17 protein-coding genes and 1 pseudogene are annotated in these 13,110 nt (G+C 67.1%); 6 read left to right on the top strand and 12 right to left on the bottom strand.

The features are described 5' to 3' along the window. Positions 1–50 precede the first annotated feature (50 nt). From QM693_RS28590 to mscL, 3 genes are all read left to right on the top strand, one after another. Positions 51–359, top strand: a complete 309-nt coding sequence (locus tag QM693_RS28590; RefSeq protein ID WP_005238679.1) for an FmdB family zinc ribbon protein — start codon at positions 51–53, stop codon at positions 357–359. Positions 360–456: 97 nt separating this feature from the next. Beyond that, positions 457–1,170: an SAF domain-containing protein gene (locus tag QM693_RS28585; protein ID WP_283354008.1), complete on the top strand. Its 714-nt coding sequence runs from the start codon at positions 457–459 to the stop codon at positions 1,168–1,170. 82 nt (positions 1,171–1,252) lie between these two features. Then, the gene (gene mscL, locus QM693_RS28580; protein WP_009478887.1) at positions 1,253–1,720 is read left to right on the top strand and encodes a large conductance mechanosensitive channel protein MscL; all 468 of its coding nucleotides are present in this window, start codon (positions 1,253–1,255) and stop codon (positions 1,718–1,720) included. Between the two features lie 68 nt (positions 1,721–1,788). On the opposite strand, the gene QM693_RS28575 is transcribed toward mscL, so the two are convergent. From QM693_RS28575 to mrf, 12 genes and pseudogenes are all read right to left on the bottom strand, one after another. Further along, positions 1,789–2,484 carry an MspA family porin gene (locus QM693_RS28575; protein WP_283354007.1) on the bottom strand — a complete coding sequence of 232 codons (696 nt, stop codon included), beginning with the start codon at positions 2,482–2,484 and terminating at the stop codon, positions 1,789–1,791. 83 nt (positions 2,485–2,567) lie between these two features. Continuing rightward, a complete protein-coding gene (locus tag QM693_RS28570; RefSeq protein ID WP_283354006.1) occupies positions 2,568–3,188 on the bottom strand; it encodes an MspA family porin in 621 nt (206 codons plus the stop codon). 250 nt (positions 3,189–3,438) lie between these two features. Then, positions 3,439–4,134, bottom strand: coding sequence for an MspA family porin (locus QM693_RS28565; protein WP_283354005.1), 696 nt, complete (start codon positions 4,132–4,134; stop codon positions 3,439–3,441). A gap of 65 nt (positions 4,135–4,199) precedes the next feature. Continuing rightward, on the bottom strand, positions 4,200–4,820 hold the full coding sequence (locus QM693_RS28560) for an MspA family porin (protein WP_005238665.1): 621 nt from the start codon (positions 4,818–4,820) through the stop codon (positions 4,200–4,202). Between the two features lie 798 nt (positions 4,821–5,618). Next, positions 5,619–6,179 carry a MogA/MoaB family molybdenum cofactor biosynthesis protein gene (locus tag QM693_RS28550; protein WP_005567398.1) on the bottom strand — a complete coding sequence of 187 codons (561 nt, stop codon included), beginning with the start codon at positions 6,177–6,179 and terminating at the stop codon, positions 5,619–5,621. Further along, positions 6,179–7,657, bottom strand: coding sequence for a S1C family serine protease (locus QM693_RS28545; RefSeq protein WP_283354004.1), 1,479 nt, complete (start codon positions 7,655–7,657; stop codon positions 6,179–6,181). Before QM693_RS28545 ends, QM693_RS28550 begins: the two co-directional genes overlap by 1 nt. Positions 7,658–7,781: 124 nt before the next feature. After that, the gene (locus tag QM693_RS28540; protein ID WP_283331516.1) at positions 7,782–9,257 is read right to left on the bottom strand and encodes a HAMP domain-containing sensor histidine kinase; all 1,476 of its coding nucleotides are present in this window, start codon (positions 9,255–9,257) and stop codon (positions 7,782–7,784) included. After that, complete coding sequence (locus QM693_RS28535; protein ID WP_005238656.1) at positions 9,257–9,943, bottom strand: response regulator transcription factor; 687 nt, start codon at positions 9,941–9,943, stop codon at positions 9,257–9,259. Before QM693_RS28535 ends, QM693_RS28540 begins: the two co-directional genes overlap by 1 nt. 68 nt (positions 9,944–10,011) lie before the next feature. Continuing rightward, positions 10,012–10,620: a trimeric intracellular cation channel family protein gene (locus QM693_RS28530; RefSeq protein ID WP_005238652.1), complete on the bottom strand. Its 609-nt coding sequence runs from the start codon at positions 10,618–10,620 to the stop codon at positions 10,012–10,014. A gap of 24 nt (positions 10,621–10,644) precedes the next feature. Continuing rightward, positions 10,645–10,761, bottom strand: a pseudogene (locus QM693_RS28525) (50S ribosomal protein L32); the annotation flags it as partial. Positions 10,762–10,800: 39 nt separating this feature from the next. Continuing rightward, complete coding sequence (locus tag QM693_RS28520) at positions 10,801–11,055, bottom strand: type B 50S ribosomal protein L31 (protein ID WP_105413349.1); 255 nt, start codon at positions 11,053–11,055, stop codon at positions 10,801–10,803. After that, on the bottom strand, positions 11,052–12,290 hold the full coding sequence (mrf, locus tag QM693_RS28515) for a ribosome hibernation factor-recruiting GTPase MRF (protein WP_283354003.1): 1,239 nt from the start codon (positions 12,288–12,290) through the stop codon (positions 11,052–11,054). Before mrf ends, QM693_RS28520 begins: the two co-directional genes overlap by 4 nt. A gap of 126 nt (positions 12,291–12,416) precedes the next feature. Between mrf and rpmB the strand changes: the two genes are divergently transcribed. The 3 genes from rpmB to rpsN form a co-directional block, all read left to right on the top strand. Next, positions 12,417–12,653 carry a 50S ribosomal protein L28 gene (rpmB, locus tag QM693_RS28510; RefSeq protein ID WP_105413351.1) on the top strand — a complete coding sequence of 79 codons (237 nt, stop codon included), beginning with the start codon at positions 12,417–12,419 and terminating at the stop codon, positions 12,651–12,653. Further along, a complete protein-coding gene (gene rpmG, locus QM693_RS28505; protein WP_283354002.1) occupies positions 12,653–12,820 on the top strand; it encodes a 50S ribosomal protein L33 in 168 nt (55 codons plus the stop codon). The genes rpmB and rpmG overlap by 1 nt, the downstream gene beginning before the upstream one ends. A 12-nt stretch (positions 12,821–12,832) precedes the next feature. Then, positions 12,833–13,110, top strand: a 278-nt coding sequence (gene rpsN, locus QM693_RS28500) for a 30S ribosomal protein S14 (RefSeq protein WP_283354001.1), incomplete at its 3' end; no start/stop codon positions are given.

Below are 13,110 nucleotides of genomic sequence, written 5' to 3'. Positions count from 1 at the left end.
TGTAGAGTGCTAAAACCTGCGGTTTGACTACACAGTGCGGAGGAACCCCGGTGCCCACTTATTCATATGCGTGCACGGCATGCGACAACCGTTTCGACATCGTCCAGTCGTTCAGTGATGACTCCCTGACCGTCTGCCCCGCATGCTCGGGCAAGCTTCGCAAACTGTTCAACTCCGTCGGCATCGTCTTCAAGGGCAGTGGTTTCTACCGCACCGACAGCCGCGGCACGTCCGGCGCGGCCAGCGAGCCGGCCAAGACCGACTCTGCTCCCGCCGCGAAGTCGGAAAGTTCGTCGACGGCCTCGTCCAGCTCGTCGAGCACCGCGACCGCCGCACCGGCCAAGGCTGCTGCCAGCTAGTTCTCGCGTTTCCGCGAGTTATCCACAACTTCTCGTCCATCCACAGGCGGGCCCTTTCGGCATACCCACGGGCCCGCCGGTCTCCTAGCGTCGAACCATGTCGTTCGACCCTGTCCCGACCGGTCGCCGCCGGTCGAACCGAGCACACCGAAGCCTGAGCCCGTCGTGGGCCGACCGGCTGTCGGATCTCGCCCACCCCGGTTGGGCCCGCACCCTCGTCGCCAGACGCGTCCTGGCCGCCGCGCTGGTCTGCCTCGCATTGGCCCTCCTCGCCCGTGGGGACCCCGATTCCGCCCGCTCCGCGGTCGTGGTGGCCGCCCGGGATCTACAACCGGGCATCGTTCTCACGGACGCCGACGTGGAACTGGTGGAACTCGAGGCCGGGACCCTGCCCGACGGTGCCGTCACCGCACTGGCGGACGTCGACGGGCGCACCCTCGCCGGACCGACCCGCGCCGGAGAAGCCCTCACCGACGTCCGGGTACTGGGACCCCGTCTCGCCGCAGCCGCAGCCGGCATGGACGACGCCCGGATCGTCCCCGTCCGGCTCGCCGACCCCGCTGTCACGGAACTTCTGCGTGAGGGCGATCGCGTCGACGTGCTCACGGTCGATCCCGACACACCAGCGAATCCGGACCGGCGCTCCGGCGCCACCGTGCTGGCGTCCCGCGCCGTCGTGGTGTTGGTGACACCGTCCGAGAACGGACGTGACCAGCGCGAACGCGTGGTGATGCTGGCCCTGCCTGCATCCGAGGCCGTGACGGTGGCCGCGGCATCCCTCACGAGCGCGATCACCGTGACCTTTCAGTGATCCGTCACGGGGAGCCGCGCTGATCTAGGCTTTTCTCCGACTAGTGCTGGATGACTTGCCACCCACTCGAGGAGACGTCGACATGCTCAAGGGATTCAAGGACTTCCTGCTCCGGGGGAATGTCCTCGACCTCGCCGTCGCGGTCGTAGTCGGAGCCGCGTTCACCGCCATCGTCACAGCGTTCACCAACAACGTGATCAATCCGTTGATCGCCGTTGCGGGCGGCGCCAACGATCTGGGCTGGGGTTACCAGATCCTCTCCGACAACCCGGCCACCTTCATCAACATCGGCGCCGTCATCACGGCCGTGATCAACTTCGTGATCATCGCCGCGGTCGTGTACTTCATTCTCATCGTCCCGGCCAACGCCGCGAAGAAGCGGTTCATCACCGAGCCCGCAGACAAGAAGGCCAGCGAGGCCGACCTGCTGATCCAGATCCGCGACATCCTCGAATCGAGCCTCGAAACCAACGGCGCGACAGCGAGTCCCGACGGAGCGCACGCGATGACCGCGGACAAGGCCGCGAACCTCGAGCAGACCCGCGAATAGCTTCCGACGACTCCGGGCCCGTGCAGCAGCTGCGTGCACGGGCCCGGAGTCATGGGTGGAACGAATTATCAGCCGAGGCTGAAGGGCTGTCCCCACAGGGTGACGGTGCCGTCGACCGAGTCGGTCGAAACGGTGACCTTGGCGTAGGAGCGAGCCTGCGCGTAGCCGGCGCAACCGGAGACACCGAACGTCTCGTCCGAGTACGTGATGCCGCCGCTCTTGCCGGTGAACTTGAAGCTGCTCTTGTGAGCCTCGGCGCCGTACTCGTCGGTGTATTCGATATCGAGGATCGGCACGTTAGTGGCCTGGCCCGGAGCGATGGAGATTCCACCGCCGACCTTGGTGCCGGTCTGGCTGACTGCGTTCTCGACGGTACCGGCCTGGATGTCGTCCCAGCCTGCGCTGGCCGAGGCACCACCGCTCGCGCTGCCGCCGAAGTCGAGCTGGCAGGCAACGATGTAGCCGGCGTCGATGGTGCCGCCCTTGGCCGTGCCACCGTCGATGGAGACATCGATCGTGCCCGACGCCCACACGTTGCGATGCAGCGGGGTCGAACCCATCGACGGGCTGATGTTCGCCGAGTTGCCGGTCTGACGGACGGTCACCACGGTGCCGTCGAGCAGCGTCTGGGTGATGTTTCCGTCCTGCAACGGAACGAAGGTGTCGGCGTTGGCCGCACCGGTGGAGAGAAGGCCGATCGCGACGGTGGCCGCGGCGACCACGCCGGCAGCCTTGGCGCCGTGGCGCAGGGTCTTGCTGTTCATTGTTCCCCTCTAGGGTTTCTTACAGTGGGCATGCCCGTGGCCGCCCACAGGACTCGAAAAGGTTGGTTGTTCGGTCGCGGCGATCAGCCGATGCTGAACGGCTGCCCGTAGAGGGTCGACTTGACGTAGTGGTTCCCCGGAATTTCGAGGACGGTGTACGCGCGAGCCTGCGCGTAGCCACCGCAGCCCTGGACCTCGATCTGCTGATCGCGGTACTGGATCGCCGAGACACCCGGCTTCAGGTCCGTCTTCGACTTGATCTTGGCGAACTTGACCTCACCCGGTGCGATCGGCAGGCTCAGCGCACCGCTCGCGCTCGGTCCGTCGAGCGACATGCTGCCGCTGATACCGGCCTCGAGGCCGGTGATGTCGAGCTGGCAACCCACGATGTAACCGGTGGTCAGCGTCGCGCCTTCCTCCGGGATCTCGCCGCCGAGCTCGGCGAAGGCATCGCCCGACACCCACGCAACGCGGCCCGCGCCGTTGGCGGCCAGCGACGGCGAAACCAGTGCGCTCTCCGCGTTGCGGGCGATCTTGGCCGTGACGCTTCCCGCGTTGACGACCTTTTCGCCACCCGGCAGCGGCACGAAGGTGTCGGCATTCGCAGCACCGGTGGACATCAGGCCGAGGACTACGGCCGCGGCGGCACCGAGGCCGGCAACGCGGGCCCCACGGCGCAGGCCTGACTTACGGATCTCGCTCATTCTTTCCCCTCATCAGGTACCACCTACCCGGCGTTCGGTTAGGCAGTCTTTACCTCTTGACGGGATAAAGTTAGCTGAAACAACGTCCAAATGTTATAGCTACGTGTCCGAATTTGCCTCCGCCCCAGCCTCCGTGTCCTAACTGTGACATGCATAACAGCGCATAGAGCGAGGTTGGGGGCGTACGGAAGTGCCGTACGCCCCCAACCTCGAGGTATTACATTGTTCAATTTTTTTTCGGCGACATGCGTCAGCCGAGGCTGAAGGGCTGTCCCCACAGGGTGACGGTGCCGTCGACCGAGTCGGTCGAAACGGTGACCTTCGCGTAGGAGCGAGCCTGCGCGTAGCCGGCGCAACCGGAGACACCGAACGTCTCGTCCGAGTACGTGAAGCCACCGCTCTTGCCGGTGAACTTGAAGCTGCTCTTGTGAGCCTCGGCGCCGTAGTCGTCGGTGTACTCGACGTCGAGGATCGGCACGTTCTTCGCCTCGCCGGGAGCGATGGAGAGTCCGCCGCCAACCGACGTGTCGCCCGTGCTGATCGGGTTACCGACGGTACCGGCCTGGATGTCGTCCCACGACGCACCACCGGCGGAACCACCACTGGCCTCGCCGCCGAAGTCGAGCTGGCAGGCAACGATGTAGCCGGCGTCGATGGTGCCGCCCTTGGCCGTGCCACCGTCGATGGAGACATCGATCGTGCCCGACGCCCACACGTTGCGGTGCAGCGGGGTCGAACCCATCGACGGGCTGATGTTCGCCGAGTTGCCGGTCTGACGGACGGTCACCACGGTGCCGTCGAGCAGCGTCTGGGTGATGTTTCCGTCCTGCAACGGAACGAAGGTATCGGCGTTGGCCGCACCGGTGGAGAGAAGGCCGATCGCGACGGTGGCCGCGGCGACCACGCCGGCAGCCTTGGCGCCGTGGCGCAGGGTCTTGCTGTTCATTGTTCCCCTCTAGGGTGAATGTCGCTTACGCGAGAAGTCGTGAAGTGGGATCTGCTTACGAGCAATCAGCCGATGCTGAACGGCTGCCCGTAGAGGGTCGACTTGACGTAGTGGTTCCCCGGAATTTCGAGGACGGTGTACGCACGAGCCTGCGCGTAGCCACCGCAACCCTGAACCTCGATCTGCTGATCGCGGTACTGGATCGCCGAGACGCCCGGCTTCAGGTCTTCCTTGGTCCGGATCTTCGCGAACTTGACCTCACCCGGTGCGATCGGCAGGCTCAGCGCACCGCTCGCGCTCGGTCCGTCGAGCGACATGCTGCCGCTGATTCCGGCCTCGAGACCGGTGATGTCGAGCTGGCAACCCACGATGTAACCGGTGGTCAGCGTCGCGCCTTCCTCCGGGATCTCGCCGCCGAGCTCAGCGAACGCGTCGCCCGAAACCCACGCCGTGCGGCCCGCGCCGTTGGCGGCCAGCGACGGCGAAACCAGAGCGCTCTCCGCGTTGCGGGCGATCTTGGCCGTGACGCTTCCCGCGTTGACGACCTTTTCGCCACCCGGCAGCGGCACGAAGGTGTCGGCGTTGGCCGCACCCGTGGACATCAGGCCGAGGACTACAGCCGCAGCGGCACCAAGGCCGGCAATGCGGGCTCCACGGCGCAGGCCGGTCTTTCGGTTCTCGCTCATTCGTTCCCCTCATCAGGATTCTGCTGGTTCCCAGTCACGACCTTCGAGACTGAGGAGTGGTCCATGTCGGGCCCAGCGCAGTATCCAGAGCTGTGGTGTCCGCAGAGTGAACTACGGATGATCACAGCTCGATAACCGCGCTGAAGACGAAATCACTGACGAAGCGTCAGAGTTCCGACTGGGCAACGGCACATCGACCCTGCCCTCCATCTCCAGTACTGACTCGCCGAGGACAGTAACCGGCAGGTGGTTGCCTAAGCAATTAATTCCATCGGAAACAGAATCGTGATGTATGCCACACCCGAAAACGTGTCCAATGTGTGGGATTTGCGCGAGAATTCCGACCACTCGCCACCGTCCTGACCAGCAGGTTCACTGGCTGTTCACGTTAAGTTCGGTAACGTTTACATTCGGTTCACAAGCTCGAAGGATGTCTGTTCTGACCGAAATGTGACGCCTGAAAGAACGCTGAAGGCGGCCCCGCGCCGGGGAAATACGGCCCGGGCCATAGCACAAAAACTCACGACGATCGCAGACCACGACAGCAGATCACGATTTGCTTAAGGTGAGGGTTTCAAAGATAACTAGCCGTGATGCGGGGGGCGCTGGCGGCGCAGCCATTCGTCGCCGGCAGCGGCGGCGGGCCCTTCCCCGGGTTCGCGTTCGTCCGCGGTGGTGTCGGGGAAGACGTCCCCGAAGATGCGTTCGAGCCGGGCCCTGTCGATCGGGGCCCGGCTCGGAACTGCCTGCTCGTCGGTCTCGCTGGGCGAGTCCGGCTCGTCGGAACGAGAAATCGTCTCAGCCTTCCAGACCGGACAATTCGGAAATCACGTGCGCCGCGAGCGGCGTCAGCGTGGCCATGCCGTCCCGGACCGCGGCGCGGGAGGACGCGAGGTTTACCACGAGTGTGCTGCCGGACACGCCGGCGAGCCCGCGGGAGAGGCCCGCGTCGAGCGAACCGGCGGCGAGACCCGAAGACCGGAGGGCCTCCGAGATTCCCGGAATCTCACGGTCGAGGACCTCGGCGGTGACGTCGGGTGCGACGTCGCGCGGCGACACGCCGGTGCCGCCGACGGAGACGACGAGGTCGACGCCGCCGATGACGGCGGTGTTGAGTGCGTTACGGATCTCCACCTCGTCGGCCGCCACCGCCACGATGGCGTCGACGATGAAGCCGGCCTCGTTCAGCAGTTCTGTCACTAGAGGCCCGATGGAGTCCTTGCCGTCACCGTGAGCGGTGCGGTCGTCGACGATTACCACCAGCGCGCGGCCGGCCAGCGAGGCTTCGATGTCCATGGTCCCTACCGTAGTGGCCCCGTTCAGAACGGACTCGACCTGCCCGAGAATCCCCGTGTTCATCAGCGGCCACCCTGTTCGGCGGTTCCGAGCGTGACGTCGACGGTCTTGGTATTGGATCCGTTCCCGTCGGTGTAGGTGATGGACACATTGTCTCCCGGTGCGTGTGAACGGATGGCGGCGATGAGTGCGTCGCCACTGGTGATGACACGGTCGTCGACCTTCGTGATGACCGACCCCTTCGGAATTCCCGCCTTCTCCGCCGGGCTGCCCGCCGTGACCTCGACGACGGTGGCACCGTTGGCGGCATCCTGTGACGGGACCTGGATTCCGATGACGGCCTGGGTGGCCTTGCCTGTCTTGACCAGCTCGTCCGCGATGCGCCGGGCCTGGTCGACCGGAATCGCGAAGCCGAGTCCGATGGATCCGCTCTGCTCACCCGCACCGGAACCGCCGATGCTCGCGATGGCGGTGTTGATGCCGATCAGCTGGCCGTCCATGTTGACGAGGGCGCCGCCGGAGTTGCCCGGGTTGATCGCCGCGTCCGTCTGGAGGGCGTCGATGACGGTGTTCTGGTTGCCGGACTCACCGCTGGTGGACACCGGACGATTGAGCGCCGAGATGATGCCCTCGGTGACGGTGCCGGCCAGGCCGAGGGGCGACCCGATCGCGACGACCTGCTGCCCGACCTGCACGTTGCCGGACGTTCCCAGCTCGATCGGAGTGAGGTCGGTCTTGCCGTCCACCTTGATGACCGCGAGATCGGACACCGGGTCGGCGCCGACCAGCTTGGCGTCCGCCGTGCTGCCATCCGAGAAGGCGACCGTCAGCTTGCCGCCCTTGGCGGCCGCGCCTGCCACGTGATTGTTGGTGAGGATCATGCCGTCGGACGAGATGACGATGCCGGATCCTTCTCCACCGGAACCGCCGGCCGTCGCGACCTCGATCTGGACGACGCTCGGGACCACCTTGTTCGCGACCGCCTGCACCGAACCCGCCGGTGCGTTCGCGGCCGGGGTCGCGGTGTTGTTCTTGGGGGCGTCGAGGGAGTTGGTCACCGCGGCGCCGCTGCCGTTCCGTTCGGTTGCCAGGGAGCCCACGACGCCACCGATGCCGCCGCTCACGAGAGCGAGCGCCACAGCGCCCACCACGATGGCGGTGCGGGCGGGACGCTTGGTCGCCGTCGATCCCTCCCCTGCCTGTCCGGGGCCCTGAAGGCCGGGGAACGGGCCCTGAGGCGCCCCCTGCTGCCCGGCCGCGTGCTGGGCACCCGGGTGGCCCGGAGCGCCGTGCTGAGGCTGCCCGAACTGCTGTGTGGGCTGGTGCGGGGCACCGTACGGATTGCCCTGGGGGTACCCGGCGCCGTAGGCCTGCTGACCCATCGGACCGCCCGCGGGGTGCTGCGGAGTGGCCGGAAACTGCTCGGTCGGGTGGTGACCCGGCGTCGCCTGCGGGTGGGCAGGCTGATCGGGGCGCGCGCCCGGGTCGCCACCGGCACTGTCGCGGCTGTTGCCGTCGTGACTGTTTCGATCTTCGGTCATCGCATCACTTCCATCTCCTGCGACCGCCCGCAAAGGGGCGGTCGCACCGTCTCTGTGTACGAGAGTGCCCGGTGGGACTGAGAAGGTCCTGAGACCGGCCTTGGAGTTAGCCGAGACCCTGAGACTATTCCGCTTCGGGTTCGCCGGGAAGGACGATCCGGATGAGCGCACCACCCCGTTCGGAGACGTCGACGGCGATCGTGCCGCCATGCTTGACCACCACCTGCCTGACGATCGCCAGACCCAGCCCGGAGCCGGGCATCGAGCGCGACGCCGTCGACCGGTAGAAGCGGTCGAACACCAGCTCCCGATCCTCCTCCGGAATGCCCGGGCCTGCGTCGTCGACCGTCAGCTCGAGAAGTCCGTCGCCTGCCGCCTTCATCGCCACGCGCACCTGCTCACCGGTGGGACTCCACTTGGCCGCGTTGTCGAGCACGTTGAGCACCGCCCGGGACAGTCCCGCGTGGTCGCCGTAGACGAACCAGGGAACGGTGACGGCGGTGAAGTCGATCTCGTTGCGCCGGCGGCGTGCCCGCTCGAGGCTGCGATCCACCACTTCGCTGAGATCGACTCTCTCGAAGACGGTTTCCGGTGCGTCCTCGCGGGCGAGATCCACGAGATCGCCCACCAGCTGCGAGAGTTCCTCGATCTGCGCCACCACATCGGTGCGCAGTTCGGCCATGTCCTCGTCCGGAATATGCGGCGCGCCAGGACGACTCGACGCGATCAGCAACTCCATGTTGGTGCGCAGCGACGTGAGCGGCGTCCGCAGTTCGTGTCCGGCGTCGGCGACGAGCCTGCTCTGCCGCTCCCGCGATTCCGCGAGCGCCCTCAGCATCGTGTTGAAACTCTCGGTGAGCCGGGCGAGTTCGTCGTTGCCCGTCACCGGCATGGGGGTCAGGTCGTCGGTCCGGGCCACCCGTTCCGTGGCAGCGGTGAGCCGGGCGATCGGACGCAGACCGGTGCGCCCCACCGTCGTTCCGGCGGCGGCCGCGAGGACCACTCCACACCCGCCGACGATGAACAGCACCCAGGCGAGCCGGTCGAGCACGGCGCCCGTCGGCGCCAGGCGCTGCGCGATCACCAGCGTGCTGCCGTCCTGGGTGCGCTCGGCCAGCACCCGCTGATTGTCCGCCGTCCGCAACGACGTGTCGCGCTCGCCGCGGGCCACGGCCAGTTCGGGTTCCCCGATGGGGACACTCGACCCCGGGGGTGTGTACGTGTCGAGGTCCGGGAAGATCAGCGCCACACTGATGTCCGTCGTGTACAGCGTCGCGCCCGCGATGTAGCGCGGATCGAACGTCACGAGATTGCTGTCGATCAGCGCCGACGCGCGGGTGCGCAACTGGTTGTCGACATCCGCGTACAGAGCCCGCGACACCACGGCGTACGCCGCAATCGCCATCACGGCCACCGCAATGGCCACCACGGACGCGGCGAGCAGCGTCACCCGCCACCGCAACGACACCGACCGCGTCAACGGCATCGGAGGCCGCATCTCGGGCGGTAACGGGATCGGGCCTGTGGGGTGCCGGGAAATGTGGTGCGAGTCGTGCTTCGCCCCCGACTTGTCGGCGGTCTTGTGGAACGGAACTGCCATCACGGAGGAGTCTCCCGCAGCACGTAGCCGACTCCGCGGACGGTGTGCAACAGGCGGGTCTCACCGTCCGCCTCCGTCTTGCGACGCAGATACCCGACGTAGACCTCCAGCGCGTTGCCGGACGTCGGGAAGTCGTAACCCCACACCTCCTCGAGGATGCGGCCGCGGGTCAGCACCCGGCGCGGGTTGGCCATCAGCATCTCGAGGAGCGAGAACTCGGTGCGGGTGAGGCTGATGGACCGCTCGCCGCGCGTCACCTCGCGGGTGACGGGGTCGAGCGTGAGGTCCTCGAACGTCATCTTCTCCGAGTCGATGCCCGGCTCCGGCGCGGCGCGGCGCAGCAGTGCGCGCAGCCGGGCCAGCAACTCTTCGAGAGCGAAGGGTTTGGGCAGGTAGTCGTCGGCTCCGGCATCCAAGCCCGACACCCGCTCCGACACGGAGTCGCGCGCCGTGAGGACGAGAATCGGCAGGTCGTCGCCGGTGCTCCGCAGCCGTCGGCACACCTCGAGACCGTCCAGGCGCGGCATCATCACATCGAGCACGAGCGCGTCGGGGCGCGCGTTCGCCACCTTCTCGAGAGCATCGATACCGTCGACGGCCAGTTCCACCGAGTATCCGTTGAAGCTGAGAGACCGCCGTAAGGACTCCCTCACGGCGCGATCGTCGTCGACCACCAAAATGCGCATACCCGACAGTTTGGCCCGATCAACTGAGATATGTCTGAGAAGGGATCATCGAAGTGCCCTGGCGGCGGTCACTCGAGGACCCGCGGACCCGGCAGACCCCAGTTCCGCCACAGCGCCAGCACCCGCAGCGCCGACGCGAACACCGTGCCTACCACCAGCGCGACGTCGGTGCCCGAACCCCACTCGCTCACCACGACCACCAACGCCGACCCGAGCAGCGCCGGCACCGCGTAGAAGTCCCGCTGCAGCAGCAACGGGACCTCGTTCACCAGCACGTCGCGCAAGATCCCGCCGCCGATCGCCGCCGTCCCGCCGATGAGACACGATGCGAGCGGACTCGCCCCGTGGTCGAGCGCGATCACCGCGCCCGTGCTCGCGAACAGGCCCATGCCCAGAGCGTCGAGCACCAGGATCTCCCGGCGGAGTCGCCCGACAGTCGAATGCAGGAAGAACACCAGCAACGACATGCCGAACGACGTGCCGAGGTTCGGCCAGCTACCCAGCGACGTCGGCGGATGGATGCCCAGCAGGACGTCGCGGACGATGCCGCCACCGAGAGCGGTGAAGACACCGACCACGCACACACCGAAGATGTCGAGGCGCTTCGTCACCCCCACCAGGGCGCCCGAGGCCGCGAACACCGCGATGCCCACCAGTTCCAGGATGTACAGCAGCACCCGCCAAGGTTCGCACGAGGAGCGTCACTTCCCGGCCGGGTCCACCAATCCCAGCTTCACGGCCTTCACCAGCCGGCGCGGCACGCGATGCGTCGCACCGTCCACCGTCACCTCGACGAGGTCGGGCGCCTGGGCCTTCCACCCGTGAGTACTTATTAACCGCAGGTGGTTAATAAGTACTCACGGGCGCGGGCGCACTCCGTAGCGGCGTTCGAACTTCTCGACGCGGCCCGCGGTGTCCATCACGCGCTGCGCGCCGGTCCAGAACGGGTGCGACTCGCTGGTCACGTCCACGACCACCAGCGGATAGGTGTTGCCGTCCGACCACAGGGCGGTGCGGTCGCTGGTCACCGTCGACCGCGTGAGGAACGTGGTTCCGGTGCTCGCGTCCTGGAAGACCACGGGGTGGTAGTCGGGGTGGATGTTCGCCTTCATTCGTGTCCCTCTCTCGATTCGGGTTCTGCGTAGGGTGATTCGCTGCTCTCGCAGGGGTCTTCGTGGAATTGCCCGAACGGGTCGGGCCACGCCTGCCAGGCCGCCTCGTCCGCGAGTTCGTCGTCGGTGACGAGCGCCCACTGCAGCGTGCGGTCGATCTCGGTGGGGTCGGCGGCGTGCACCAGCACCACCATCGACGTGTGCCGGTCGCCGAAGCGCTCGTCCCAGCACAGCGCGGCCATCGCGCGGCGCGCGGTCCCGACCTGTTCCTGTTCGTCCGGGGTCATCGCGGCCAGCCAGCGGTCGGCACTGGCCACCCGCAGTCCCCCACCGGCCGACTCGAGCCACAGCGCCTCGTCCGGCTGGGTCGCGACCCACACGCGGCCGCGAGACGTGACGACTCCGTCGAGGAGCACGTCGACGGCCTCGTGCAGCCGTTCCGGGTGGAACGGCCGGGTGGCGGTGAACTCGACGAGCATGACGCCGCAGTCGTGGGACAGCGGCGGCTGCCGGCGCAGCAGTGGTGAGTGGGCGTGGGACAGCTCACCGCGCCGCGCGCCGGCCGGGACGTCGAGGAGCAGGCGCTCGACGTCGGGCGCGTCCCCGTCCCAGACGATCGGGGCGTCCGGTGCGAGCCGGGCCAGGACGGCGTGGAGCCGGGCCTGCTGCCAGCCGTCGCCTGCATTGCCCGACACCACCAGGGCGTCGGCGAAGTCCACCTGCCCGACTGCGACCTGCGCGACGGTGCGGTCGTCGTCCAGTGCGTCGTCGCCGGTGGCGTCGGCCAGCCACGATCCGGCATCGAGGCAGGTGATAACGCCGTCGACGCGCACGTCCCGCGAGGCCGGACCGTCGATCTGCCCGATCACGCCGGACACCGCCACGTGCTCGACCGCCCAGCACACGGCCTCGGGTTCGAGCCGGCGGTCGAGGTGCAGCACGATGCGCTGCACCGAACTGCGGGTGTGCAGGCGGCGGAGCAGCGGGAGAAGGTCCTCGCGCAGCGTGCAGGAGATGCAGCCGTGCGCCAGTTCGAGGATGCCGAGGCGCTCGCGCGGCGCCCCCGACTCCAGCGTGGTGACGGTCCGGCGCACGACGCCTTCGTGGACGAGGTCGAGGTCGTGATGCACGACGACGGTGCCTTCGCGGAGCAGCGACCGCGCCGCGTCCTCGGTGGGGCCGTTCCACCCGGAAACCAGGATCAGCGGCGTCCGGCCGTCGAGTATCTCACTCACGGAGCACCCTTTCGATAACGATTGTCATTACGTGGACAGAACGCTACATTGGAAACTCGTCGTTGTCGAAAATGATTGTCATCACCCTCTCGGGGCGGTTTCACGAGAGGACAGAGAGGAACGCCCATGTCGGCGCACTGCCAGGTGACCGGACGCCAGCCAGGATTCGGCAAGTCCGTGTCGCACTCCCACAAGCGCACCAACCGGCGCTGGGATCCGAACATCCAGAAGAAGACATATGCCCTGCCCAGTGAGGGCAGGCGAGTCACCCTCACGCTCTCCGCCAAGGGCATCAAGACCATCGACCGGGACGGCATCGAGGCCGTCGTCGCCCGGATCCGCGCCCGCGGGGGAAAGATCTGATGGCCGCCCGCAACGAGATCCGCCCGATCGTGAAGCTGAAGTCGACGGCAGGCACCGGGTACACGTACGTGACCCGCAAGAACCGTCGCAACGACCCCGATCGTCTCGTGACGAAGAAGTACGACCCGGTCGTGCGGAAGCACGTCGATTTCCGAGAAGAGAAGTAGAAGACACCCCACATGGCGAAGAAGTCGAAGATCGCGAAGAACGAGCAACGCAAGATCGTCGTGGCACGCTGGGCCGAGCGCCGCGCAGAGCTGAAGGAGACCATCCGCCGTCCGTCGAGCAGCGAAGACGAGCGCGCGGAGGCCCGGGCGGCACTGCAGCGTCTGCCCCGCGACGCGAGTCCGGTACGATTGCGCAATCGAGACGCTGCGGATGGACGTCCGCGCGGCCACCTGAGGAAGTTCGGGCTCTCTCGCGTGCGTGTTCGCGAGATGGCGCACCGCGGGGAGCT

Origin of the sequence: Rhodococcus sp. IEGM 1305, assembly GCF_030058635.1 — a bacterium.
GTDB lineage: Bacteria > Actinomycetota > Actinomycetes > Mycobacteriales > Mycobacteriaceae > Rhodococcus_F > Rhodococcus_F opacus_D.
The sequence above is the reverse complement of the archived record's forward strand: the minus strand, read 5'-3'. Positions and strand labels throughout refer to the sequence as shown.

Excerpts from the sequence above, each read along its gene's own strand:
- QM693_RS28560 (WP_005238665.1), bottom strand. The coding sequence starts at position 4,820 with ATGAGCGAGAACCGAAAGACCGGCCTGCGCCGTGGAGCCCGCATTGCC.
- QM693_RS28585 (WP_283354008.1), top strand. The coding sequence starts at position 457 with ATGTCGTTCGACCCTGTCCCGACCGGTCGCCGCCGGTCGAACCGAGCA.
- mscL (WP_009478887.1), top strand. The coding sequence starts at position 1,253 with ATGCTCAAGGGATTCAAGGACTTCCTGCTCCGGGGGAATGTCCTCGAC.
- QM693_RS28545 (WP_283354004.1), bottom strand. The coding sequence starts at position 7,657 with ATGACCGAAGATCGAAACAGTCACGACGGCAACAGCCGCGACAGTGCC.
- QM693_RS28550 (WP_005567398.1), bottom strand. The coding sequence starts at position 6,179 with ATGAACACGGGGATTCTCGGGCAGGTCGAGTCCGTTCTGAACGGGGCC.
- QM693_RS28520 (WP_105413349.1), bottom strand. The coding sequence starts at position 11,055 with ATGAAGGCGAACATCCACCCCGACTACCACCCCGTGGTCTTCCAGGAC.
- QM693_RS28540 (WP_283331516.1), bottom strand. The coding sequence starts at position 9,257 with ATGGCAGTTCCGTTCCACAAGACCGCCGACAAGTCGGGGGCGAAGCAC.
- QM693_RS28565 (WP_283354005.1), bottom strand. The coding sequence starts at position 4,134 with ATGAACAGCAAGACCCTGCGCCACGGCGCCAAGGCTGCCGGCGTGGTC.
- rpmB (WP_105413351.1), top strand. The coding sequence starts at position 12,417 with ATGTCGGCGCACTGCCAGGTGACCGGACGCCAGCCAGGATTCGGCAAG.
- QM693_RS28575 (WP_283354007.1), bottom strand. The coding sequence starts at position 2,484 with ATGAACAGCAAGACCCTGCGCCACGGCGCCAAGGCTGCCGGCGTGGTC.
- QM693_RS28570 (WP_283354006.1), bottom strand. The coding sequence starts at position 3,188 with ATGAGCGAGATCCGTAAGTCAGGCCTGCGCCGTGGGGCCCGCGTTGCC.
- rpmG (WP_283354002.1), top strand. The coding sequence starts at position 12,653 with ATGGCCGCCCGCAACGAGATCCGCCCGATCGTGAAGCTGAAGTCGACG.
- QM693_RS28535 (WP_005238656.1), bottom strand. The coding sequence starts at position 9,943 with ATGCGCATTTTGGTGGTCGACGACGATCGCGCCGTGAGGGAGTCCTTA.